At 45.5% G+C, this 25,465-nt stretch carries 18 protein-coding genes; 9 read left to right on the top strand and 9 right to left on the bottom strand.

All coding sequences use genetic code 11. The annotated features are described in order from the left end of the window. The 5 genes from PN466_RS14410 to PN466_RS14390 form a co-directional block, all read left to right on the top strand. Window positions 1-9,748 (top strand): putative Ig domain-containing protein (locus PN466_RS14410; protein ID WP_271940340.1); only part of this gene is annotated, 9,748 nt, incomplete at its 5' end. A gap of 59 nt (window positions 9,749-9,807) precedes the next feature. Then, the gene (locus tag PN466_RS14405) at window positions 9,808-10,059 is read left to right on the top strand and encodes a hypothetical protein (RefSeq protein ID WP_271940339.1); all 252 of its coding nucleotides are present in this window, start codon (window positions 9,808-9,810) and stop codon (window positions 10,057-10,059) included. A 176-nt stretch (window positions 10,060-10,235) separates the two neighbouring features. After that, a complete protein-coding gene (locus tag PN466_RS14400; protein ID WP_271940341.1) occupies window positions 10,236-11,897 on the top strand; it encodes an RHS repeat-associated core domain-containing protein in 1,662 nt (553 codons plus the stop codon). A 17-nt stretch (window positions 11,898-11,914) separates the two neighbouring features. Further along, a complete protein-coding gene (locus PN466_RS14395; protein ID WP_271940338.1) occupies window positions 11,915-12,322 on the top strand; it encodes a hypothetical protein in 408 nt (135 codons plus the stop codon). Between the two features lie 501 nt (window positions 12,323-12,823). Further along, complete coding sequence (locus tag PN466_RS14390) at window positions 12,824-15,382, top strand: RHS repeat domain-containing protein (RefSeq protein ID WP_271940337.1); 2,559 nt, start codon at window positions 12,824-12,826, stop codon at window positions 15,380-15,382. Window positions 15,383-15,567: 185 nt separating this feature from the next. Here the strand turns inward: PN466_RS14390 and PN466_RS14385 are convergent, their stop codons facing one another. The 5 genes from PN466_RS14385 to PN466_RS14365 all read right to left on the bottom strand — a co-directional run bounded on the left by PN466_RS14385 (window position 15,568) and on the right by PN466_RS14365 (window position 17,619). Further along, window positions 15,568-16,023, bottom strand: a complete 456-nt coding sequence (locus tag PN466_RS14385) for a hypothetical protein (RefSeq protein WP_271940336.1) — start codon at window positions 16,021-16,023, stop codon at window positions 15,568-15,570. Between the two features lie 122 nt (window positions 16,024-16,145). After that, window positions 16,146-16,304 (bottom strand): hypothetical protein, encoded by a 159-nt coding sequence (locus tag PN466_RS14380; RefSeq protein WP_271940335.1) that lies wholly within the window; start codon window positions 16,302-16,304, stop codon window positions 16,146-16,148. After that, complete coding sequence (locus PN466_RS14375) at window positions 16,286-16,498, bottom strand: type II toxin-antitoxin system VapC family toxin (RefSeq protein WP_271940334.1); 213 nt, start codon at window positions 16,496-16,498, stop codon at window positions 16,286-16,288. Before PN466_RS14375 ends, PN466_RS14380 begins: the two co-directional genes overlap by 19 nt. After that, window positions 16,498-16,755, bottom strand: coding sequence for a hypothetical protein (locus PN466_RS14370; protein WP_271940333.1), 258 nt, complete (start codon window positions 16,753-16,755; stop codon window positions 16,498-16,500). Before PN466_RS14370 ends, PN466_RS14375 begins: the two co-directional genes overlap by 1 nt. Before the next feature lie 96 nt (window positions 16,756-16,851). Beyond that, entirely contained in the window at window positions 16,852-17,619 is a 768-nt protein-coding gene (locus PN466_RS14365) for a Uma2 family endonuclease (RefSeq protein ID WP_271940332.1), read from the bottom strand. An 81-nt stretch (window positions 17,620-17,700) separates the two neighbouring features. Here PN466_RS14365 and PN466_RS14360 point away from each other — a divergent pair, with 81 nt between their 5' ends. Continuing rightward, window positions 17,701-17,853 (top strand): hypothetical protein, encoded by a 153-nt coding sequence (locus PN466_RS14360; protein WP_271940331.1) that lies wholly within the window; start codon window positions 17,701-17,703, stop codon window positions 17,851-17,853. A gap of 89 nt (window positions 17,854-17,942) precedes the next feature. On the opposite strand, the gene PN466_RS14355 is transcribed toward PN466_RS14360, so the two are convergent. Further along, window positions 17,943-20,084, bottom strand: coding sequence for a recombinase family protein (locus tag PN466_RS14355; protein WP_271940330.1), 2,142 nt, complete (start codon window positions 20,082-20,084; stop codon window positions 17,943-17,945). A 58-nt stretch (window positions 20,085-20,142) separates the two neighbouring features. Between PN466_RS14355 and PN466_RS14350 the strand changes: the two genes are divergently transcribed. Then, window positions 20,143-21,519 (top strand): proton extrusion protein PcxA, encoded by a 1,377-nt coding sequence (locus PN466_RS14350; RefSeq protein WP_271940329.1) that lies wholly within the window; start codon window positions 20,143-20,145, stop codon window positions 21,517-21,519. Between the two features lie 125 nt (window positions 21,520-21,644). Here the strand turns inward: PN466_RS14350 and PN466_RS14345 are convergent, their stop codons facing one another. Next, window positions 21,645-22,562 (bottom strand): ion channel, encoded by a 918-nt coding sequence (locus PN466_RS14345; protein ID WP_271940328.1) that lies wholly within the window; start codon window positions 22,560-22,562, stop codon window positions 21,645-21,647. Between the two features lie 59 nt (window positions 22,563-22,621). Between PN466_RS14345 and PN466_RS14340 the strand changes: the two genes are divergently transcribed. Then, window positions 22,622-23,086, top strand: a complete 465-nt coding sequence (locus tag PN466_RS14340) for an MEKHLA domain-containing protein (RefSeq protein WP_271940327.1) — start codon at window positions 22,622-22,624, stop codon at window positions 23,084-23,086. Between the two features lie 98 nt (window positions 23,087-23,184). On the opposite strand, the gene PN466_RS14335 is transcribed toward PN466_RS14340, so the two are convergent. Both PN466_RS14335 and PN466_RS14325 read right to left on the bottom strand, forming a co-directional pair. Continuing rightward, window positions 23,185-23,364 (bottom strand): hypothetical protein, encoded by a 180-nt coding sequence (locus PN466_RS14335; RefSeq protein ID WP_271940342.1) that lies wholly within the window; start codon window positions 23,362-23,364, stop codon window positions 23,185-23,187. Window positions 23,365-23,613: 249 nt separating this feature from the next. After that, window positions 23,614-24,543, bottom strand: a complete 930-nt coding sequence (locus PN466_RS14325) for an SDR family NAD(P)-dependent oxidoreductase (RefSeq protein WP_271940326.1) — start codon at window positions 24,541-24,543, stop codon at window positions 23,614-23,616. A gap of 144 nt (window positions 24,544-24,687) precedes the next feature. Here PN466_RS14325 and PN466_RS14320 point away from each other — a divergent pair, with 144 nt between their 5' ends. Beyond that, window positions 24,688-25,329, top strand: coding sequence for a TetR/AcrR family transcriptional regulator (locus tag PN466_RS14320; protein WP_271940325.1), 642 nt, complete (start codon window positions 24,688-24,690; stop codon window positions 25,327-25,329). Window positions 25,330-25,465 lie beyond the last annotated feature (136 nt).

Genomic DNA, 25,465 nt, shown 5'->3' with positions numbered 1-25,465 from the left:
TGGAGAAATCCTAGCTGAGGGAGAACATACCCTATCAGTTCAAGCAACAGACGAGTATGGGAATACTTCAGAAATCACCGAAATTTCCTTTATCCTAGATACCAGCGCGCCAGAGATTCAGTTAAATTTAGAATCTCTGACAGAATTAGAAGAAATTGACTTAACGGGAGAAACCGAACCTAATAGTGAGGTAACCTTAACCGAAACGGGAGTCACCACCACTTCTGATGAAAATGGAATCTTTACCTTTGAAGGAGTGGTGCTGGAATTAGGAGAGAATTCTTTTACCGTTGAAACCCAAGATATTGCTGGGAATATCGGCACCACCAATCAGAGCATTACGCGCCTTGAAGCCGTTCTCCCTCCAGTTAATCAATCACCTTTCTTCACCACAGAACCCGATTTAGAAGCCCTTATCGGTCAATCCTATCAAACCGAATTAACCGCTCTTGATGCCGATGGCGACCCCCTAACCTACCACATCTTATCCGCACCCGAAGGCATGACCCTAGCTGCCGATGGAGTCACCTTAGAATGGTCACCCGAAAGTGAAGCAGAAGGCAACCACAGCATCGTCGTGCGTGTCACTGATGGCAGGGGAGGAAGTGACGAACTCTCCTTTACCCTCGCCGCCATCGAACAACCACCCAACCGTCCTCCAGAGGTCAGTTCCATTCCTGTAGTCGAGGGTAATGTTAACCAGGACTATGAGTATCAAGTTGTGGCATCTGACCCAGATGGGGATCATTTAAGCTATAGCATCAGTGCCCCAGAAGGGTTAGAGATAGACCCTCAAGGCAAGATAACCTGGACTCCCAGTAACGAGCAAGTGGGGGTACATGAAGTAACGGTCAGCATTTCCGACAGTAAAGGAGGAGAAGTTGAACAGCACTACAGTATTCTGGTACAACCGGAAGTCGGAAATACAGCTCCGGTTATTATTAGCGAACCAAAAACCCAATTAGCCCTCAGTCAAGGTCAAGCCCCAGGGGTTTATCAGTATGATGTCGATGCAGTTGATGCGGACAACGATGAGTTGGTGTATGGGTTAGTCGATGCACCCGAGGGAATGAGCATTAACCCAGAAACCGGAGAAATTACCTGGCAAGTTCCTGACTCTTTCATTGAGGGAGGAACCGAGTTACCCAATGGAGTCCATTTGTTCTTTGGGGAAGACTCGTCCGAGGTTGACAGCGACTCTACCCCTATTCCCATTCCCAATTCCAAGCAAGCGCGCTCCGAGTTTTTATCCCATTTAGATGGATGGCATTTAGCTGATTTCGAGCAATATGCTCATGGCGAGCGTGTAGAGAACCATTTAGCCTTCGTCGGTACAGATAGCTCGTCAATGACAGCTCAGTTGAGTGGCTCACCTCCTTATCTTTATGTTAACAAAACTTCAGCAGGAACAACCTTAGATGGCGCTTTCCCCCTCTCGGGAGTCAATCACCTACACGATTTTGGCGGCCCAAATCCCCAACTGGCTTTTGACCAACCTCAAGTTGCTTTAGGGTTCTTTGCCACCGACTTCGCCGATGGAGGTCAAAGTCTTTCCGTCGATTTGACTCACATTGATGGAACCACCACCAATATTCCCATTCCCCACACCCAACCCGCCTATTCCGGCTCTGCACTCTATGTCGGTTTAATCGATACGGAGAATCCATTTACTCAAGTTACCTTAGTTAACTCGGGCAATGCTCATGATGGGTTTGGTTATGACGATATTCTGGTAGCCACTGCCGACCAACTCAGCCTCTCCGACTCGCAAGAGGTAACCGTAGAAGTCAAAGATAGACGCGCAGGAGTTGATAGGCAAACCTACACCATCGACCTATCGCAAGAATCGGGAAGTCTTTCCGGTCAAATTTATGCCGAAGGAGAGCGACAAATCCTTTACACCAATGATTTTGAGGATACCCAACAACCTCTGCCTGAGTGGGATAACGGTCAATACAACGACGACCCTTGGATTGCGCGCTCTTTCCTCGGCAAATACGGCGGTCGCAATCTCCAAGTTGGAGAGTTCCACCAAACCCGCCTGAACCTTTCCGAGCTACCCGAACACGACCAAGTTACCCTTGACTTTGATTTATATATTATTAACTCCTGGAGTGGTGGAGAATTCCTTGGTCCCGATGGCTGGAAATTGCAAGTCGTTGATGGGGAAACCTTACTCGATACGACATTTGGTAGCGGCTATCGGTATGGGGAACACGCTCTTCCTCAAGCTTATCCCAACAATGTAGAAGATGGAATTCTCCATCCGGGTGGCACGGGAGCGGCTGATGTTAAGCCTGACGGCTTCCGTGACTATCGTTTTGGCAATGCAGTTTACGAACTCTCATTCACCTTCGACCATACAGACAGCGAACTCGCCCTCGACTTTATTGGCGATACTGATGAAGATATCCATAATGAAAGTTGGGGATTAGATAACGTTCGAGTCAGCGTTACTAACAACGAAGGGCTAGAAGGATGGCGTGTATATCTCGACCAAAATAATAATGGAGAGCGCGACCCAGGAGAACCCAATACCCTCACCGACGCTAATGGAAACTATACCTTCACCGGACTCAATCCTGGAGACTATACCATTCGCACCGAACCCAAAGCGGGTTGGAATACCACCACTCCCGAATCCTCCCAGCACGTGGTTTCCCTCGCTGGAGGAGAGAGCCTCACAGAGTTAGACTTTACACAAGATTACAGCGCAGAAGAGATAGAAAACCACCCTCCAGAATTTACCAACCTAGCCCCCGAAAACGCCTCTGTAGGAGAACTCTGGCGCTACGATGCCACAGCCACCGACCCCGATAACGACAACCTCTCCTACTTCCTCTCCGTAGGGCCAGAAGGAATGAGCGTCGATCCCCAAACCGGTACATTTGTCTGGACTCCCACCTTAGAACAAGCCGAACAACCTCACTCCGTCATCTTAGGCGTAGACGACAGTAATGGAGGCATAGACCTCAAAGCCTTCCAAGTCAACACGCAAGTCGAACATCCTCCTGTAGTCACCTCCGAACCCCCCTCAACTCCTCTCAACGCCGGTACTCCCTACGAATATCAAATCGAAGCCACCGACCCTAACCTAGACGCTCTCACCTTTAGCGTCGAGACCGACCAACCTGGCATTACCATCGATGACAATGGCCTCTTAAATTTGGAAACTCCCGTCACTGGAGTCCATGAAGTCATCATCACCGTTGAAGATGGCCAAGGAGAGAGCGCCACACAAACCCTCACCCTAGAAGTCGTCGAAAATGCCGAAAACACCCCACCGCGCCTTCTCTCAGAACCGCGAACCACTGCCACTATCGGTCAACCCTACATCGCCCAAGTCCAAGCCATCGACGACAATGGCGATAAACTCGCCTATTCCCTAGACGCTCCCGACCAATTGGGTCTGTCCATCGATCAAAACGGTCAAATCTATTGGACTCCTACCCAAGCCGAGCATTTAGGCACTCATGAGATTACCCTCACCGTCAATGATGGACGCGGCGGCCAAGACAGTCAAACCTTTAACTTAACCGTCAGCAACCAGAGCCAGAACCAGCCACCGGAAATTACGGCCGCTCCTCCTAATAGCGCCACCCTAGGCACACAATACCGCTACCAGATGCAAGGAAGCGACCCAGATGGAGACCTGTTGCTCTGGAGTTTAGACCAAGCGCCATCTGGAATGAGCATTCACTCCACCACCGGAGAAATCACCTGGACTCCCACGATTGAGCAATTAGGAGAACAAGAAGTGGCCGTGCGCCTGACGGACTCTCAAGGAAGCTACACAGGGGTGATATTTACCCTCACCGCCAGAGGCACAAATATTGCTCCCCTAATCGTATCTACGCCTCTGACCGAAACCAGTTTAGGCTCCGAATATCTCTATCAAGTCCTAGCTGCCGACCCGGATGGCGATGCCCTCACCTTTAGCTTCGACCAAGCTCCTGATGGCATGAGTATTAACGAGCATGGCGTAATTACCTGGACCCCCACTGCCACCGGGTCAGAGCCAATTTCTGTACTCGTTACGGACGCGCAAGGAGCCACCACCACCCACAGCTATACCCTAGAAGTGGGGGCAAACGCCCGGAATCTAGCTCCGACGATAACTTCTACTCCATTAAGTTACGGCAGTGCGCCGGGTCAAGAATATACCTATCAACTCAGCGCCGTTGACCCGGAAGAGGGAGAAAACCTCACCTATCAGTTGCTCTCTAGTCCAGAAAATCTTATCCTCGACCCGCAAACGGGACTCTTACAATGGACTCCTTCAGCATCACAGGCGGGGCCTCATTTAGTCCAAGTAGCAGCCGTTGATAGTCAAGGGTTGCGAGGGGGACAAGGATTCTATCTTAATGTGCGAAACAATAGCGCGCCCGTTATCTTATCTGCGCCCAATACTGAACTGTTTGAGAGTCAAACTTTCCGCTATAATCTCCGAGCTATAGACCCCGATGGCGACAACTTAAGCTACCAGTTAAGCCAAGCTCCAGAAGGCATGACGATTGATGGGCAAGGTCGTATCATTTGGGATGCTCGAGAAGGGACTTATGACTCTATTGAAGCTACAGTCACCGACGAATATGGCGCAACCGTAACGCAATCGATACCTCTACAGGTGAGTCTAGATGAGGAAAACCCTCAAGTTAGTCTATTCCAAAGCTTTGACTTTGCCTATCCCAACCAAGAAGTCCTCTTTGCTGTGCAAGGAAGCGATAATCTAGGCATAGCAGAGAAAGGCTTAACGATTAATGGTACTCCCGTTCCTTTAGATGCTTGGGGAACCGCGCAATGGACGTTTGCTGCTCCTGGAGTGTACCAGATTGGAGCCACCGTACTCGATAAGGCGGGGAACGAAACCACGGAAACCTTTGAATTTACGGTTGCTCCCTTTCCTGGAGATGAGGTGATTGACTTTAATCTCAATTTACCTGAAGGAGAGATTTCTGAAGCCACGGAACTGTTGGGAGAGATAACAGCAGAGAAAGGATTACAATCCTATAAAGTAGAAGTAGCGCCCGTAGGAACAGATAACTTTATCACCCTCTTCGAGCAACAAGGAGAAGTCGAAAATGGAGTTCTGGGAACCTTCGACCCCACGCTCCTGGCTAATGGTGCCTATACTCTGCGCGTCAGTGCGATTGACCACAACAATTTCGAGTCCTACACTCAGACAGAAGTCGAGGTTTCCTCGGGATTAAAACTGGGCAACTTCCAACTCTCGTTCACCGACTTGGAGATTCCAGTTACGGGAATCCCCATCAGCGTTACCCGCACCTATGATAGCCTGTACGCCCACGAGCAAGAGAATTTCGGTCAGGGATGGAGACTCGAATTTAGAGACACCAACCTGCAAACAAGCGTGGCCCCTCCATCGCCAGAGCAGGAGCTACTGGGTCGCCCCAACGGATTCCAAGAGGGAGACAAAGTATACATTACCCTACCGGGAGGTAAGCGCGAGACCTTTACCTTCGCTCCAGAGATTCATCCGGATGTCAATACCGCCTTACGCATGGGTGCCCCTTGGCCCCAAAGCGCCCTATTCTATGTGCCCAAGTTTGTCTCTGAAGAAGGTAGCGGGTTGACTTTGAGTGTCAAAGAGACTTCTGTCTTGCGTAAAAACACTGGAGAATATATTTCCCCCAATGGGTTGGGCTATAATCCCTCTCACTATTTGTTTGGCGGACGCTATACTCTCACGACTGCCGAAGGGATAGAGTATGAGATAGATGCGCGCTCTGGAGACTTATTGCAGGTTAAAGACTTAAATGGCAACACCCTCAACTACTCCGATGCCGGTATCGTCAGTTCTACCGGAGTAGAGGTTAAATTCGAGCGCGATAGTCAAGGCAGAATCGCTAAAGTCATCGACCCCGCAGGAGAAGAAATCCGTTACAACTACGACGAAAATGGAGACCTAGTTAGCGTTGTAGATCGCGAAGGAAACGAGACTAAATATTACTACGAAAACGAACAACGCGCGCACTATCTCACCCGCATAGAAGACCCCTTGGGAAGAGAAGGGATACGGGTAGAATATGGAGAAGACGGTCGCTTATCCAGGACAATAGACGTGAATGGAGAAGCCGTTGAGTTAGTTTACGATACAGAAGGTCAAACTCAAGTCGTTAAGGACTTGTACGGAAAAGAGACTTTTTATGCTTACGACCAGAATGGCAATATTACCCAGGAGATTCAACCGTCGGGACTGAAGATAGAGCGCACTTACGCACGCGATAAGGTAATAAGCGAGACAGTTTATACCGCAGAAAGTGGGGCAGAAGGATGGACAACAAGCTACGAGTACGACCATTGGGGCAATTTGTCTAAGGAAACCGACCCCTTGGGGAATGTCACTCTTTACACGAGCGATAGGAAGAAGCGCCTGTTGAGCGAGACGGATGCTCTGGGGAATACGACTAAGTACGAGTATGATTATCCCGGTAATTTATTGTCGAGTACGGATGCTCTGGGGAATACCACTGAGTACAGTTATGATGCGCGCGGTAATCTTTTAACCCTAAAAACGGGGACCAACACCATCAACTTTGACTATACGATCAATGGTCGAGGAACCAGCATCGTAGACGACCTAGGAAATAAAGGAGAATACGAATACAACGGCAACGGTTTACAAACCAAAGAAACCCTCACCATTCAAACCCCAGAAGGCCAGCAAACTATTATCACCGAATGGGAATACGACGACCAAGGTCGCATGACCAAACAAACCCAAGGGGATAACTCCATTGAATACCAATACGATGCCAATGGCAATCAAATCGCCACCCTATCCAACGGCATTACCACCGAATATCGCTACGACAAAAAAGGTCAACTCGTAGAAACCCTTTATGACGATAACTCCAAAACCGTCACCCTCTACGACAAAGGAGGAAGAGAGCGCGCCAGTATTAGCGCCGAGGGCAGCATTACCTACTACGAATACGACGTAGCCGGACGACTAACAAAAACCCTTTATCCTGATAATTCTGACAACCAAATCGAACAACTGCTCGCCGTTATTGCACCCAATGAAACCGCAGAAACCATCGACTGGACCGAAGTAGTATTTCCCCTAGAAACACCCGCCTATTTGAACACTCGCACCTATAGCCGCACCGAATATACTCAAGACGGTAGAGTTAAAGCCGAAATTGACAGCAACAATAACAGAACCGAATATAAATACGATGCCATCGGCAGGCAAATTGAAGTTAAATCCGACGAGAATAACTGGGTGCGCTATACCTACGACACAGCAGGAAATCGGCGCACAGAAACCTATTATGCAGAAGGCACAAGTTGGAGCAATACTTACGATGATAAGGGTCGAGTCATTGCCTTTACCGACCCGAATAATAAAGTAATTCGCTATGAATATCATCAGAGCGGACAGCTCAAAGCCATTATCGACCCTCGGCAAGGAAAAACCGCATACAAGTACGATGAAAACGGACAACTGACGCAAGTGACCGATGCTCTGGGTCAAGTGACGAAGTATGAATATAATGACGAGCAGAATCGGTTAACTGCGGTTATTTTAGACAATGGCAAGCGTTCTACGACTGCCTATAACGATGAGGAGAATTCGGTTACGGTTACCGATTTTAATGGCGACGCGATTAAGTATGTTTATGACGAGAGTGGCAGCTTGCAGCACAAAGAGTTGCTTGCTTCTGGAACTTCGGTTAGTTATGGCTATGATGAAACGACGCGCACGGAGACTATTACTAGCGAGCGCGGAACGACGGTTTATCAGTATGATGAATTGGGACAACTGATTTCGAGAACAGATCCAGAAGGACCGTATTTAGAGAGTGGTGCGAGTTTAGAATATACCTATGAAGAAGGGTATTTAACTGGCGTGAAAACTCCTAGTCGGGAGATAGGTTACGGTTATGATGAAGAGGGTAATCTCGCCTCAGTTACCACCGATGAAGGGACGACGGTTTACGAGTACTTAAATGGCGAGTTAGTGAAGACTATCTTTCCTAACGATACGGCGGAAATAATTGTTTATGATGCCTTGGGACGCATTGATGTGATTGAGACGGTGAAGGTTGACTCGAATACCGGGGAAACCTTAGAGGTATTGGCGAGTTTTGATTATGAGGTGGATGATGTCGGAAATCGCGAGAAAGTAACCGACCATGAGGGGAGGGTGGTTGAGTATAAGTATGATGAGTTGAATCGGGTCATTGAGGAGAAGATTACTCATCCAATTGAGGGAGAGCGGACGATTTCTTATGTGTATGATGAGGTAGGGAATCGATTAAGAAAAGAAGACTCTCTCGAAGGATTAACTACTTATCAGTATGAGAACAATCTTCTCATCAGTGAAACACAAGGAAATAGAGTTACTACTTACAAGTACGATAACAACGGTAATTTAATTTCTCGCCTAGAGAACGGTACGGATAAAACTATTTACACCTGGGATGATGAGAATCGTTTGATTGGAGTCCAAACCCCGAATGGAGATAGTATCAGCTACGGTTATAATGACAAAAATATTCGCGTTAGCTCAACTGTGAATGGAGTCCAGACTAACTATTTAATAGATAGCAACCGTCCTTACAGTCAAGTTATCGAAGAATATCAACAAGGAGAACTCAAATCTAGCTATGTATATGGACTAGACTTAATTTCTCAGGCACAAGGAGAAGACAGTTATTTCTATCATGTCGATGGTTTAGGAAGTACGATAGCTCTGAGCAATGCAAGTAGCGCTCTCACCGATAGTTACGTCTATGATGCTTATGGAAATCTCATTGATTCTACTGGAGAGACTCTCAATCTTTATCGATTTGCAGGAGAACAGTACGATCCGAATGTAGAGCAATATTATTTAAGACAGCGATATTACGATCCAAAAGTCGGTAGATTTACCAGACGCGATACTTATGAAGGACGATTAAATGAACCAATGACGCTGCATAAGTATCTTTATGCTCATGCTAATCCGGTTAATAATATCGATCCTACTGGGTTGTTTTCTTTGGGAGAAGTTGCTGCTGCACGGCAGATTCGTAATACTCTGGCATCGATACAGTTCGATAGTTATAGTTATTTGGTTTCTGCTACTCTTGGATATTCACAAGGAAAAGGCGATTATAAAATTGGAGATTTCTTTCTTGAACTTTCATTTAATGCTTTTTTCTCTTTAGCTCCTGTTCTAGCTCCTTATATGATTTCAGGAGTCAAAGGTATGATTCGGAGATTAGGAAATCGGACGCGTGGAGGAGCTGGTATTGGTAAAAAAGTTCCGATTTTTGATGAAATAGAAAGTCTATCAATAATTCAACAACCTACTAATCAATCATGTGGGGTTACTTGTGGAGCACAAATACTACAAGATATGGGAATTGATGTTAGTCCAAGTGCAATAGCACGAGCCGCAGGGGATGAATTTGTCAATGCTAAGGAACTTAGTAAAGGACTTAATATGGTAACTAATGATACATCTAAAGTGTGGTATGGTCAACAAGTTCCCCAGTTATCTAAACGTGCTATAAATATGCTTAATGAAACAGGTCCTTGGATAGCTCAAATTGGTGAAAATTTCAATCGGCATTGGATAATAATTGATGGCTTCAATGAAGCAGGAAAACTAAAAATCAGAGATCCTTGGGGATTAAGTGAGATTTATAAATATATAGGAAAAGGCACACAATATAGTGTAGACTGGGAGGATTTTAGCAATATATGGACTGGATTGGTGGTTTACAGAAACTAAACTAAATTTTATTTGAATAATGCTATACTAGTATAGTATACTATATGAAGGCAAGACTAATGAAAAACAATCTTTCTATTGTAAATATTGAAAAAATTGATGAGTCAAATATATTTAAAGTTACTTGTTTAGTGGATAATGAAGAAAGAGAATATCAAATTAAATTTGAAGGTATAGGAGCATCAATTCCTGGGGAGTTAGAAGATATAACGACTCAAAGCCTTAAAAGGAGTTGGAAGTTTGGCGAAATTATTTTCGCTTTTTACCAAGGTGAACATCTGGTGTTTCCTATAGATTTAAACAATCTTTAAAAACAACAGATACGGATTTTGTTTATAATCACTTGAATCAGTTGGTGAGTTCGACGTTTGCTGGAGTGGAGACGCTGTATACTTATGATGATAATGGCAGTTTGAAGACGCGCAAGACTGGCGATAAGACGATTACTTATGATTGGGAGAATGATGGGGAAAATCGTTTGGTTGGCGTGGAGATAGTTGAGGGGAATGAGAGGACGGAGATTGAGTACGAGTATAACGAGAATGGGATAAGAGTTGGCAAGACAGTTGATGGAGTCGAGACCCATTATTTGATTGATGAGTTGCAACCTTATGCGCAGGTTTTGGAGGAGTATGACGCATGGGGGAATTTGCAGGCGGCTTATACTTATGGAGAGGATTTAATTAGTCGCAACGGACAGTTTTATCACAAGGATGGGTTGGGTTCGACTCGTTTGCTGACGGATGCTTTGGGAGGGGTAAGCGAGAGTTACAATTACGATGCTTATGGCAATTTAATTGCAGGAGATGGTTCTGAGAATCCCTATTTGTTTGCTGGAGAGCAACGGGATAGTTTGACGGGGTTGGATTATCTCAGAGCGAGGTATTATGACCCGACTTTAGGGCGTTTTATTTCACGGGATGCTTATCAGGGTTCGTTGAATGACCCCATGAGTTTGCATAAGTATCAGTATGCTCATGCTAATCCTGTGGTTAATACTGATCCGACTGGGTATTTAACGAATCTTCAAGAATTTGCTGCCGTTGTTGGAATTTCAGCTATCCTTTCAGGACTAAGTTGGACTACAAGTACTGCAATTGGAAGTCTAGCTTATGGGGGTAGTGCATCTAATGCGGCTGCTATATACGACCAATTTTTAGCAGGTTTTGCTGATATTGTCACTTTTACTGGTAGTACGAAACTTCGGGAAAAATTACACGGGGAGGCTGCAACCAGGAATCATAGAGGATTATTTTTTAGTTTGGGTCGGTTTACAGGGGGGATTACAGGATTTAGTGCTGGTTTAGGTGCACCAACAGTATTTGGAGGGACAACATGGGGACAGAAAGCACTATTAGGTTATGATTTATTTGGGTCAGGATTAGCTTCTTTCTTAAGTACGAAGAAATTCCAAGAAGGTACGGGAACAGCTTGGGATTTATTAGCCTATTTACCTGTGTTGACTTATGCAAGTGGATTGGGTTTAGACTGGATTGCAACCCGAGGTATTATTGGTGCTGACCTGGCTGGAAGTCGTGATTTAGCAAGGAAAATAACAGAAGAAGGACTTAGACAGGAGGAATTTATAGCTTATCGACAACAGATACAAAATGCAGAACCTTGGATAACTCAAAAAGCAAGGTGGTGGGCTGATTTAAGGGATTATATGATTCTCTATCGTGGTCAAGGAAGGTTAGGAAACAGAATTTTGAGTCCTATTGCACGTGAAGAAGGTCTTGAAGCATCCCGTGCACTTGTAAGAAGAATGCAAGCTGAAGGATTGACAAATGCACAGATTGCTGATTTTACAGGGGTGTGGTATGATGGACCGGTTCCTGGCTATGCTGGTCTACCTGAAGGGTTTCAACATTTAAACGGTCAACGCTTAGGAGCTGCCGGTATTCCCACTTCTGCTATTCCAGGAGTTGCAACTGCATTCGCTAAATCTGATGATGGGGTTACAATGGTTCTTCGACTACCTCGGGAAGTTCCGATTCGCGTACAAGAGCCTTGGGATATTTTGAGATTTGAAGAAGAATATATTGTTCTTCACCAAATTCCCAATAGTAATATTGTTCAAGTCATCCCAGCAAAAGAACTTGCTCCTATTCGAGAAATACAAGGGCAGATTCAGATTGGATATCGGTAATCATTAAGTAAAATATTATGTCAACAGCTAATAATTATCGTCAATCTATTCGCTCTTTGGAGGGTATCAAAAGCCGACAGTTTGATTCCGAAAAAGCTTTCTATGAGTTTTTAGAGCAAATATATAATGAATTCAAGCAGAAATACAATGAATTAGGGCAAGAGCAAGATAGTCTTGGTATTTTTATTTGTAGCATTGGACTTTTTGCATTTGGTCGATTGGATGTAGTAGAGGATATCTTAGATCATGTTCCACATAAAAAATATCCAGCAAATCACTTAATTGGAGTTATACCCAATCTTTTACCATTGCCTAAAAATTTGAGTTGGCGTGACAATCCAGAATCTCTTCAAGCATGGATACGGGAAAACTTTACTCATCTAAAATGGGATGAAATATCCGAAATTTATGTTCTACAGGAGTAGAAGTGAAATTCGAGCGCGATAGGAAATACCACTCGCTTTTATTACGATTGGCGCGGGAATGTCACCCAGGTTATCGATGCTCAAGGGAATGTCACCGAATACGAATACGACAGTTATGGCAACCGCACCCTAGAGCGACGCAAGGATGTCACCCAAGCCGATGGTAGCAAGAAGGATATTATCTCCTATTGGCACTATGACAGCGAAGGTAGAATCCTATTCTACACCGACCCAGAGCGCATTGACCCCAATGATGTCGCGAATCCAGACAATGCCACTACCACTTATGAATATGATGCTAATGGCAATCAGATTAAGGTAACCGATGCTCTGGGTAATGTCAGCGAGTCGGTTTACGATAACAAAGGACAGTTAGTCGCCCGTCTCTATCGAGGAGAGGTAGAGTATGTCACCCTTTACGATAAAGGAGGAAGAGAGCGCGCCTCCATTGATGAGTCTGGCGTTATTACTCATTATCTCTATGATGTCGCCGGACAGTTGGTGGAAACCGTTTATGGAGATACCGTAGAGTTAGATATCTTCTTAGACGAGATGGAGTTAGCTGATGGGTATCAACCTCAAGAATATACCTTAGATGCTATAGATTGGACTAAAGTTCTCTATCCCGTAGAAATGCCGTTGCGCGTAGTGGGTTTAGATGCACCGCGCACGAGCACCGAGTACAGTAAAGATGGTCGAGTTTTAGCCGACATTGACGAATTAGGAAACAGGACGCAATACGAATATAATCCACTGGGACAATTAATCAAGGTTACTTATCCCGAAGTTGAGGGAAATTCCAGCAGCGTCAGCTATGAATACGACAGTGCCGGACGGCGAATAAAAGAAACCGATGCCTTGGGGAATACAGTAGAATATAAATACGATAAATTAGGGCGCGCCATTGAAGTTATCTTTGAGGATGAGAGTTCTAATCAGACGACGTTTGACAGTCTCGGCAGGCGCACGCAAAGTATCGACCAAGAAGGGATAATTACCGAGTATGAATACGATAAACTCGGTCGTCTTTCGGCAGTAGTGCAGAAGGTATCCGAGACCGAAATCGGCACGCGCTACGACTATAACGAACTCGGACAACTCGTAGCAGCAACCGATGCTAAAGGTAGAGTCACCCAATACGAGTATGACGATGCCGGACGCAGGGTTGCCGTAGTATTACCTGGAGGAGAGCGCGCCAGTACGACTTATAATGAGTTGGGCAATATTGCTAGTTATACCGACTTTAATGGCGAAACGACTCAGTACGAGTATGACGCAGAGAATCGGTTAGAGAAAAAGGATTTAGAAGATGATATTGATGTCGAATATACTTATACGGAAGAGGGACAAGTTGCGACGATAAAAGATAGTCGAGGAACGACAGAGTTTGAGTATGATGAGTTGGGATATTTGCTCTGGCGCAAAGATCCTGATGGTAAGGTTATTTCTTATGAGTATGACGATATTGGCAATATTATTAAAGTAGAAACGCCTGCGAGTGTTGTCGAATACGAATATGATAGCTGGAATCGCTTGCAGAAGGTTGTTGAGGGAACGGAAGAGACGAGTTATCGCTACGATGAAGTGGGGAATTTAATCGAGACTATCTTCCCGAATGGTACGGTGGAAACGCGCGAGTATGATGAGTTGTATCGCTTAACAAATGTTCGGGTTGTTGATAGTGATGATGCGCTGTTATCCGAGTTCAAGTATGAGTTGAATGAAGCGGGACATCGCACGCAAGTGACGGAGAAAGTGCGGCAACCGGATGGTAGTTTGAGCGAGAGGACTGTGGAGTATGAGTATGATGAACTGTATCGGTTGATTGAAGCGGCAGTATTAGGTGGGGAGACGATTACTTATCGTTATGATGAGGTGGGAAATCGGATTTCTGCTGGAGAGATTAGTTATGTTTATGATGATAATGACCGGTTGATTCAGGAGAAGCAAGGTAGTGAGGTTGTTGTTGAGTATAAGTATGATGATAATGGCAATTTACTTTCTCGCACGGAAGGAAATGAGACGGTTAATTATATTTGGGATGACCGAAATCGGTTGATTGCGGTTGAGGAGAATGGGGAGATTGTTGAGTTTGAGTACGATGATGATAATATTCGCGTTTCTCAGACGGTAGGTGGAGAGAAGACGAGCTTTTTATTGGATAAGAATCGTCCTTACGATCAAGTGTTGGCTGAGTTTGTTGATGGGGAGGAAGTGGCGAGTTATGTCTATGGTTTGGATCTGATTTCTCAGGATAGGAATGGGGTGGATTCGTTCTATTTTGTGGATGGGTTGGGTAGTACGCGAGGGTTGACTGATGGTAGTGGTGAGGTGACGGATGCGTATTGGTATGATGTTTATGGCAATTTGGTGGATAGGGTTGGCAGTAGTGAGAATGATTATCTGTTTGCTGGGGAGCAGTTTGATGAGGAGCTGGGGCAGTATTATTTAAGGCAACGGTATTATGATCCGACGACGGGACGGTTTACTAGACGGGATACTTGGGAGGGACGTTTAGAGGAACCGATTACGCTCAATAAGTATTTGTATGGGAATGGGAATCCAGTTAGTTATACCGATCCTAGTGGGTTAATGGCTTCATTGCTAGAGTTCTCCGCTGTAGAAAAACTACAATCCAATCTGAATTTTATTAATTCAATTAGAGTAGTTAAAACTTTAATTAAGATTAACAATATTGTAGATAATTTAATTCTTAAGATTAAAGGGAAAGAGCTGGTATCACAGACAGAGAAACTGGCCGAACATCTGGCTCGCTTGCTTCGTTTGGAAAACGTAGGAGGAATTCCTCCTGATGAAGACCCCGACCCAGGCACATATAATGACAATCATTGGTGGGGAGAAATTAAAGGTTTTGCTGGTAACGCCAACAAAGCACTTAAAGGAAAAAAAGGCAGCACAGCTTCACGAAAGCAAGCTCTTCGAGAGTTTGAAAGCAGAGGAATAACAGAAGAAAAGTTATTAGATATAGAGAAAAGGTTGGTTGAAGCTGCACAAAAAATGCAACAGCCAAAGCCTGATTTCATTCCGCCGCCAAATTAACGTGAGTTCAGGCTAGGCTAAAACCCTCATTTTATCCTAGCCTGAAACCCCGATTCTATCCTGAGATTATCTCTAAAACGATCTTAACTCGAAGTGAGATTAAGTTTAGATTAAATGTATTTTACAGCTGATAGAAAATGATACTTTTAGCCGATATCGAATTCACACAAACTTCACTATGGTGTCTAAAAATCAGGGTTATCAAGTCTTGCCTGTAAGACATCTTCCAATTCTTCAATTGAATCTAATGCTACATCAATTTCATCATCATTAATATATGCTTTTATGTCTTCAACCAATTCAACTATTTTTGGATATCCTTCTGGTAATAATGCTAGGAATTGATGCCAGTTATAAATATGATAAAGTAAATGACTACTTTTACTATGAGGGATAAGATTGTCTGGGTTTCTTAGGAAATTTTCAATTGCAACTAACCAGTCTAGTGTGGCACCAATACCATCTACATATACATGAAAAATTGCCACCTCTGTCATACATTCAGGTGCATTAGGATAGGCTTTCTTAAAGGATTCTCGTGCATCTCTTCTAATATCATCACGTTCGATTAAAGATTGGACAATTTTCATTTTTCTTTGATGGGCCGAATCAAAATCAATTTCTTTTATTTGGTCAGACATAGTTTTATTCTGTAATCAGAAGAGAAAAATGTGGGCGATTGCGCTCTGATTCTAAGATACCATACTAGATGCGATCGCGTCCTATTCTAGAGTAGCCTAACTGTTGCGATCGCTCCCACCAACTACAACAAAGAATCCGGATCGATATTCAACTGTCGCAATTTCTCCCGTAGCTGTTGTAGATCGGATTCTGCACTTTCAGCTCGTTCCTGCTGGCGTTCCGTTTCCTGACGTTGGCGATCGCGTCTTATTCTAGAGTAGTCTAAGTGGTGCGATCGCACTTTAATTCTTGGAGTAATCTGTCCAAATATTCTCTACCTTCTTCACCATATCGCGTCCCTAAGACAATTGAAAGCTCAACATATCCGGGAGCCGAAAGCAGACAAATTTCGTTACTGGCAATTAGGTCTAGGAATGTTGACTCTTCGGGTTCGGCATACATAATGGCTAAGATAGCAGAGGGATCGATAACCACTAATCTAGTCCTCCCCAATGATTGTAGCCGACGATTTCCTCCGCCGATCGCCCATCGCGAACGGGTAAACTTCTGATGCGATCGCAGATTTGATGTACGGCTGCCCGATTAATTTTTCTCTTCTGTGCTGTAGAATTACGAGGAGCTTCTTGTGACAATTCAATCAGCCATTCCAGTAAAGCTTGGCGATCTCCCACAGGGAGATACTGGATCTGCTGCTTGAGTTCTACTAGAGTAGGGTTAAGGTTTCCTGCCATATACTCCCCTCAGTTCATTTTCTCTGTTCATTATATGGCGTTTCTGGCAGAAGATGGAGATGGGTCGCTCTACCAAGAGGCGATCGCTCCCACCAACTACAACAGAGAATCGGGATCGATATTCAACTGTCGCAGTTTCTCCCGTAGCTGTTGTAGATCGGATTCCGCACTATCTGCTCTTTGCTGTTGGCGTTCCGTTTCCTGACGTTGGCGATCGCGCTCCAATTCCGCACCATCTGCTCTTTCTCGTTGGCGATCGCGCTCAACCACCATCTCCTCATAAGTTCCAAACACCTCTCCACTCGGCGCAAACACCTGCAACTCTGGCGACAAGGTACTAAAACTCACTCCCAATAAAGGGCTTGTCCAACCCTCCATTTGAGGAATTTCTGTTAAGAAACCCCCACGTCTCAACCATCCTTGCAGTTGATTCCGTTGCGGATTATAGACATAATATTCTTCCACGCCATAGTAATCGTAAAACCGAAACTTATCCTCCATTTCTCCTTTACTATTACTCGGCGATACGATCTCCATCGCCACTTGAGGCACTATATTTCCTTCTTCCCATTGCTTATAAGAACCTCTATCTTTGTTCTCTACTCCGAAAACCACCATGATATCCGGGGCTTGGCTGAACGGTAAACTTTGTTCGACTACCGTTAACGTTCCCGCCTTTCTGGGATACCACAACAAATCCCCAACAACAAATACATCGTCTCGCTCTTGAAACAGAGCCGACAATCCTCCTACAATGGTGGTAATTAAACGAAATTGAACTGTATTATCGGCCATTGGTTTGCCATCACTTTCTGGGTAGAGTCGAGCGTCAATTTGCGATTGAGAAAGCAATTCTTGTACCATCGTTTTCTACCTGAATACTGTTCCCGTATTTGGTTACTCTATATTTTACCTCTTCTAGTATACCCTTGGGTTAAATGTATATTGAACCCTCAACATATCCGGGAGCCGAAAAAAGCTTGGCGATCGCCCACAGGGAGAGACTGGATCTATAGCGTTTCTCTCTTCTATGAGGTACAGCTTGAAGCCTTAGAACCTAAGCCATACAAGCTATTGCAAAGCAAGCCTATTGCCTAGCGCGAAGCGCTATACTGCTTGAGTTCTACTAGAGTAGGGTTAAGGCTTGCTGCCATATACTCCCCTCAGTCGTTGTGCTGAAGCGATCGTCAGAATTGATTGGATTCATGATCGTTCAACTCATGGCTGGCGCTCACTAAAGCAAACAAGGGCCCTGTTTGTTCTGTACCATTGACGGCTAGATCGCTATGGCATAGATACAGACGCTCTTCCACGCGAGTGAGTAAATCGAGTAGGATGCGTCTGAGTCGTTCTTCATCCGCTTCTTGGGTATGTTCGACTGTCCAAGGTTGGCCTAAACGGTGCTGCAAAAAGAGGGGAGCGGCCCATAAATTAGCGGCTCCACCTTTAAGCCAGAGGGGAGAGCTGGCATCAAGCCAAAAGTGCCATCGGTGAGTGTAGCGACTGGAACGGTATTGGAAAATGGTGGCTAGGGTGACGCTGTTGGCTTTGGGGCCGGTGGGTCTGACAGGGTAGGGGTTCGCAGCGATCGCCCCTTGGCGCAGCAGTTGGATAAATTGTGCTAGGGGAGAGTGGTTGGGATGCAAGCGATGATGGATCTGCCAGTAATGATGGGCGGTTTCCATCAGTTCGCGGATAGCGGCCAATTGGTCGTAGGGCAGGGTATGCTTGAGGAAAAACCGGGTAATGGCGCGATCGAGGAAAATCAGGGGAGTGGTCAGCAGGCGTTGGGAGCGTCCTTCTTTTTGGGTTTCGATCCAGGTTCGGATTTGGTTGTAGGCGGTGCTGGGACGATAGCCTAGACGATCCCATCGGTCAAAAACTTGGATGTCGAGCAGGTGGGGATGATCGGGATCGGGAACGTAGCAGTGATCGGCGATCAGACCGGCTCGCACGGGGTCGATCCAGTAGGGAGGAGGTTGGTTGGGTTGGGCGGTTCCGAGCAGGGGATGGCTGAGAAAGATGAGCATTTCAGCGATCGCCTCTCGGTTTACCAGTCGCCCCAAGCCTGGATACACCAAGGTCAGTAGGGTGAGCAGAGCGCGGATCAGGGGGGAGGCGATCAGGGGGCGCTGTTCGTTAAGCGGACGCAGGGAAATATCGGCTTGGTTGAGGATGTGAATTAGGGTATAGCGGGCAATATCATCTAATCCTGGGGCGATGATGGCGATGTCTTGGGGGGGGATGTGCTGGTTGTGAATGGCATCAATGATGGTTTCGGCCGTTTCCCGTAAAAGTTGCGATCGCGAGATGGTAGAGAGAGATTGGATCTGTTCTGGAGGAAGCTGAACAGGTTCAGCAAATAGCGGGTTAATGACTTGTTCGATTTCGTCCAGGTCGAGTGTTCCTGCCAGTCCTAGGTTAGGGCGATTTCCGAGAGCTTCAATGTGGCAGCGTCGGGCAATTTGGGCGATGTACTGGGGGTCGGCATTGAGACCGACGCGAATACCGCCATCTGGGTTGTAGGTGAATAAACTGGTGCGGTCTCGATCTAGAAATAGCTCAAATAGATAGCGCATGATGGCGGGATATTCATCGACATCATCGGCGCACAGACTCTGATAGCGTTGAAGGAGATAGGTTTGGTAATGGCGATCGCCAATCAGATGTTGTCCATACAGATCGAGCGCCAGTCCGTAGGTGAGAAAGCCATGGGTTAAACACCAAGTGCGCCACTGCTCCAGGGCAACGCCAATATTGTGCCAAATATCGGGACTTTTGGCCAGGCTTCCCAGTTCTCCTTGTTCGAGAATCAGGGGAATATCGGCGATCGCCACACCACTGGCAGCCGCTAGGGCCCAAGTATCCAACAGTTGCCGCACCAAGCGCACGGGGGATACCCCTTCTAAACTTAAGGCTCCACTGTCTAAATCGTCTTGCCAGAGAATACTTGCCCATTCTTGCTCCGTTTCTGGACGCAGGCGCATTGGGAATTGGGATTCTATCTCCAATTGCTGCATTAATTGGGGCCAAAATAAGCTCACTTGATTGAGGCAGAACCCTAGGGGGGTGGTGGTTTGGCTTAACAGTCCACCTCTAGGGGGGTCTAAGCGGGTGAGGCGATCGTCCAAATCTAAACGATTATCCCCCGTTGCCGCAAACACCAAAATCATCCGGTTGGCCGTCGAGTCAGAATCGAGTTGCGGCCAGACTTGCTCACCGATATACTCAACCAGACGACGGGTTTTACCACTGCGGGACGGGCCCACTATCCAAAGAGAATCTAAAGACACGCTACACGACTCAGAAGACATTTGATAAGATACCATTCATAGCGCCAGGCGCTGGTCATTGAAGTCTATTTGCTCGCTCGTTTTCTGGAATAACATGGCTAAAGGCTCTCCCTGGCAAAAATTCCAATCTTCCTTTCGCTTTCTCAACCGCTGGTTCTGGCAAACCCCCGATCGCGCCTTAGATGATGCCTACGAAGCTGTGCTGAAAATTCAGGCGATCGAAGAGGAATACTTTGGGGGACAGAAGATTGTTATTGATTCCCAACAATATAATAACACAGTTCAGTCCTATTTTAAGCGCGAATTAGCCAATAACTTAAACACCGCTCGCATTCGTTTATCCGAATTCAATACCAGCCGATTATTCGTTAATTCTTCCTCTCGGAAATTAGCTAATAGTCTCTGGCAATCTAACGCCATAAATCTCGACAAAAATCCCATTGAAGACTCCCAACTTACCCTAGAAAAACTCAACACCATCGATCAAATCTTAAGTCGATATAATGCTCAAGGGAACAATAGCCCAATCCCCTCCAATTCTCAAGCGGTTATTCCCGTCGATCCATCTCAATCCTTAACCGTACCCAACCCCCAATCTCGCAAACCTAATCCATCCAAAAACATCCCACCACCAAGACCTACCGTCGAAGAAATCACCAACGCTGAAACCATTTCCGATCAATCCAGTTTTCTGCCCCGTACCATTTTAGGAACCTTCAAACGAGTCCAAAAAGAACTCGATCCCAAAACCGAAGAAGAATTACTGAATCGATTTCGGATTTCAAAATTTAAAACCATTATTTCCCTGCGCTTTATTTTACTGGCTTTCCTGATTCCCCTGCTCACCCAACAAATTGCCAGTAACTTCATTGTCGGTCCCATTGTTGATAAATTCAAAGAACGCGAACAGGTTTCAGTTTTCCTCAATGAAGATATGGAGGCAGAAGCCTTCATGGAATTAGAGAAATTTGAAAGCAAGCTTAAATTTGAAATGCTCATTGGCGATCTTCCTGAACTCAGCCCAGAGCAAATTAAAAAAGAACTGCATCATAAGGCAGAAGAAATTCAAGAAGAGTTTAGAACCGCAAGCTCAGATGCAGTGAAAAACATCTTTTCTGATTTTTTTGCCTTTGTTGCTTTTGGCTGGGTGATTTATACCAGCAAGCGAGAAATCACTGTTCTCAAATCCTTCATGGATGACTTAGTTTATGGCTTAAGTGATAGTGCCAAAGCCTTCATTATTATCCTCTTTACGGATATGTTCGTTGGGTTCCACTCTCCCCATGGTTGGGAAGTCATTCTCGAAGGTTTATCCCGGCATTTCGGACTTCCCGAAAGTCGAGAATTTATCTTCCTGTTTATCGCCACCTTTCCCGTTATCCTAGATACCGTCTTTAAGTATTGGATTTTCCGTTACCTGAACCGTATTTCCCCGTCTTCCGTTGCCACCTATAAAGAAATGAATGAATAATGGGCGATCAGTAGACCTCTTGCATAATTGTGCAGAAAATAAATGGCAATGGAGTAATCCTGCATTCTTACCCCTATTCCCTATTCCCTATTCCCTCACCTTCTGCAAGAAGTCTAGTAATCTCCCTATCCCCCCATGCCCCCATTTCCTAAGGGTTCCACATCATGAAAATGGGTATAATCAATACAGCGTGTTCCTTTTTTATCCATTGAAACCACATTCACAAACGCCACATTACATCGGATATCCTCGGGATGATACCAATAACGGGAATGGATACTTTGGGAGACAGTTTCATCTAATCCAGTGAGGGAAATAATCACTTCTGGTTGCCACTCCTGAATCTTCTCTGGCGTAAACCCATAATGGTAAAATGGGCTGTGTTCATCAATCGGATGCATAATCATCCAACTGAGTACCAAGAACGGATTTTCCGATCTCACTAAATTAATATCTACAATTCGCCGTAAGCTATGACCTTCTGGAGTTATTTCTTGGGGCAATAAAACACTCACTCTGACTTGTGCTTCTACAATCCAATGGCTGCGTTGATTCGCCATCCGAAACATTAAAGTTGGGACTCCATTATAAGGGGTAATCACCGCTACTTCGCTAAACAAAACCCGTGCGGTTGGTTTAGAAAATCGGGCAAACAATAACCCCGTAGCTACCGCAAATCCTAATAAGCCAAATAAGGCTTCAATGGTAACGATAATATGAGTGTATAACGTCGTTGGATAAAATGCACCATAACCAATAGTTGTCAAGGTTTGGACACTAAAAAAAAAGGCATCAGCAAAGGAACCCGGTTGGGCATTAGCAATACCATTGCCTCCGACTAAATAGGCAAAAGCAAATAGGATATTGGCGATCAAATATAAAATAAAAATCAACCCAAAAAACTGCACCCAATCCATGGATAGCAACCCATGATATAAATCACTCCAATGGGGATAATGTTCTATCAGTTGAATGAAATTGACTTTGCCTGTTTTTTTCCTTAACTGCTTTAAGATCCGTTTTTTCTGGGGTTTATTGATCATAGGGTGAGCCAGATGGTAGAGTGTATAGAATCTATTATAAAAGTAAAAACAGCGCTTTCATGGACTTTCCTTGGCAAGAACAAATCGTTATTGATCAGACTCAACTGATTCTTAACAGTTATCAGCACTGGCTCGGTTCTCCTTTGTTGAATATGAATCAAGCACCGATAGACCTGGCACAACAGTTATTTGAAGCTCCCTTTGTTGTTCTTTCCCATGGTACGGAAGCCGATCCAATTTTTAATTATGGTAATCGTCAAAGTTTAAAGTTATGGGAATTAAGCTGGAATGAGTTAAGACAAACACCGTCTCGCTATACGGCGGAATCTATAGCTCAAGAGGAGCGAACTCGCATACTCACTGAAACGGCTACTAAAGGGTATGTAACGAGTTATTGTGGAGTGCGAATATCAAGTACAGGGAAGCGCTTTTTGATTAAAAATGGAGTGATTTGGAATCTTCTAGATCAACAACAGAACTATCAAGGACAAGCAGCTATGTTTTCTGACTATCATTTTCTGTAGGAGATAGAGAGCTGTTTTCGCTGTTATGAGCATCGCTCTAAAACGGCTTCGTAATCGGGTAAATGCTCCATGACTCCGAGGATAGCGATCGCATCATATCACTGTTCGGTCTCCAGTTCATACTCTAAAAAGTTCTGCTGGATGACTTGACAAGGTAACTGCAACTGCTCGATCAAGTTAGTCAAGAACGACATTGATTCTTGGGAAATGGTTAAAGAGGTGACCTCAATGCCTTGTCGTCCCACATGTTCGGTTAGGGCCCCAACCGCCACCAACATCTAATACCCAAGAGTCCTTTTCACAATAGCCGTACCGATTCTTGCCTTTTGTTAATCTTAAAAAGCATTGTTCGATGGCATCATGACAACCCCTTCCAGATCGGAAGCCATAGGAATGAGCTTCAAACACCGCTTCCCATTCGGGTTCTAGTGCATTAGTGCCAATCCAACTACGGAGAGGACCGCCATCTCGATCCCCTCGCCACGCACCCAAGCATGGGTGCGATCGAAGAAAGACATCTGTTCGCCCTACCCCTGTGGTCGGGTGAGACCTGTCATTTCAAAGGACAGGTTCAGGATTTGTTGGACTTTCTCGGTTTCACGGGTTTCAGGGTTTGGCATCATGAAGGTGTCTTCATAGATGAATTTTCCGGATACACCATCGTATCTCTCATCCAGAGCCACAGCCACGATGCGTTCACCACCAACCCAAACAGGTGCGGCCAGGCGACCAAAAAGATTGGTGAACAATCGCTCAAAACCTTTCAGGTTCCGACCCAGATTGCTCTGGATGTATCCGGGGTTCAGACAGTTGATGGTTACATCACTACCTTGCAAGCGTTTGGCGACATCTTCGGCGTGCATTATCATACAGAGCTTTGCTTGTGCATAAGTCGAGAAAATAGACCATTTCTTTTCGCGGTGGAGATCCTCTAGATCGAGGTGGCCATATTGCTGAGTCGCTGAGGTCAGGTTGATGATTCGAGCTTTAGGGGTGGATTGCACCCGCTCCAGAAGAAGTTCTGTTAGCAGGAACGGGCTGAGATAATTGACAACAAAGTTTAGCTCATAGCCCTCGGAGGATAGTCGTCTCTCTGTGATGTTGCCGCCAGCACAGTTTATCAGCAGATCGATCTGCTCACATTTCTTCAGGATCTCTGCCGCAGCCTGACGCACATTATCCAGCACACTCAGATCGCACGCGACAGTAGAAAGCGCACCAGAATATCCCTTGGCCCTGACTTCCGAAACAACCTGCGTGATCTTCTGCGGGTTTCGCGCTACTAGGTGAATGTCCGCTCCCATAGAGGCGAGGCGCTCAAGGGCAATGCGCCCCATACCATCCGTGCCACCAGTGAAGACAACGGTTTTACCTGTCAGGTTTCGATCGGGAACCATCTTGGTCGATTTTCGCGGGAAGAATGTATCAATCCAAAGATTTCCAGAGGGGCGTTTCATAGTATCCTCAAATGAGCGGTGTCGGGTGTTTTGCTAAATATAAAACCATCAGGCTCTTGTTTAAAGACTATTAGTCTCTTAAATTTGAGTTTATCGAGAACGCTCTAATCTGTAAAGAGTTTGATTAGCAAAGAGGTGTGAATCATGACGTTCAAACGGGCAAGGCAAACGGAGCAAAAGGCAGAGCGTAGGGCGGGGATTTTGGCCAAGGCCCGTGAACTTTGTGCAGAGCATGGCATTCTGAATTGGTCGCTGAATGAGTTGGGTCGCCGCGCTGAGGTCAATAAATCCAACCTCTACCGCTATTTCGGCAGTAGGGAAGAAATCTTGATGACACTGATGACAGAAGAGACCGGCGCGTTTGTCACAGCGTTCAAAGAGGCGACGGCTGGCAGAACACTGACGGCCCGGGAGTTTGCTAAAATCATCGCGCAACAATATGCCACACAATCGTTTCTGTGCGATCTTCTTAGCCTGTCTTCAACACTTTTTGAGCACAATGTCGATCTGGAAAAAATCCGAGATATTAAGCTCGGTAGCCTGTCACAGATGGATGAGATTGCTCAGGTGATTGCCGACTGCCTGTCCGGTGTAGATGAAGATGTGGCAGGGCAGATCGCATTTACCTCTGGTGTAATGACTGCGGGTCTTTGGCCCATGGCCAACCCAGCAGCTCCCATGCGCAAGCTGGCACAGTTTGAAGGACTGGAGAGGTTGCATTTCGACTTTGAAAGCCAGATGGAGCAGATGATGGTAGCCTATATCACAGGGATCATGGTCAACTGAGCTGCGATCGCGATCTCATCTTTGGGCTATGGTATACACTCTAGAATCAACGGGTTAGTTCCCAATGGGTATGGAGATCTCCAACTGAGTGCCTTTGCCCAATTGAGACGTACAGGTAATCTTACCACCATGTTTT

Source organism: Roseofilum reptotaenium CS-1145, from assembly GCF_028330985.1.
Lineage (GTDB): Bacteria > Cyanobacteriota > Cyanobacteriia > Cyanobacteriales > Desertifilaceae > Roseofilum > Roseofilum reptotaenium.
Note: the sequence above shows the minus strand (reverse complement) of the source record. Positions and strands in the feature narration are given on the sequence as shown.

Bases quoted from the DNA above. Each gene is read 5' to 3' on its own strand.
- PN466_RS14340 (WP_271940327.1), top strand. From the start codon at position 22,622: ATGGACTTTCCTTGGCAAGAACAAATCGTTATTGATCAGACTCAACTG.
- PN466_RS14395 (WP_271940338.1), top strand. From the start codon at position 11,915: ATGTCAACAGCTAATAATTATCGTCAATCTATTCGCTCTTTGGAGGGT.
- PN466_RS14405 (WP_271940339.1), top strand. From the start codon at position 9,808: ATGAAAAACAATCTTTCTATTGTAAATATTGAAAAAATTGATGAGTCA.
- PN466_RS14320 (WP_271940325.1), top strand. From the start codon at position 24,688: ATGACGTTCAAACGGGCAAGGCAAACGGAGCAAAAGGCAGAGCGTAGG.
- PN466_RS14365 (WP_271940332.1), bottom strand. From the start codon at position 17,619: ATGGTACAAGAATTGCTTTCTCAATCGCAAATTGACGCTCGACTCTAC.
- PN466_RS14325 (WP_271940326.1), bottom strand. From the start codon at position 24,543: ATGAAACGCCCCTCTGGAAATCTTTGGATTGATACATTCTTCCCGCGA.
- PN466_RS14345 (WP_271940328.1), bottom strand. From the start codon at position 22,562: ATGATCAATAAACCCCAGAAAAAACGGATCTTAAAGCAGTTAAGGAAA.
- PN466_RS14385 (WP_271940336.1), bottom strand. From the start codon at position 16,023: ATGTCTGACCAAATAAAAGAAATTGATTTTGATTCGGCCCATCAAAGA.
- PN466_RS14335 (WP_271940342.1), bottom strand. From the start codon at position 23,364: ATGTTGGTGGCGGTTGGGGCCCTAACCGAACATGTGGGACGACAAGGC.
- PN466_RS14370 (WP_271940333.1), bottom strand. From the start codon at position 16,755: ATGGCAGGAAACCTTAACCCTACTCTAGTAGAACTCAAGCAGCAGATC.
- PN466_RS14355 (WP_271940330.1), bottom strand. From the start codon at position 20,084: ATGGTATCTTATCAAATGTCTTCTGAGTCGTGTAGCGTGTCTTTAGAT.
- PN466_RS14350 (WP_271940329.1), top strand. From the start codon at position 20,143: ATGGCTAAAGGCTCTCCCTGGCAAAAATTCCAATCTTCCTTTCGCTTT.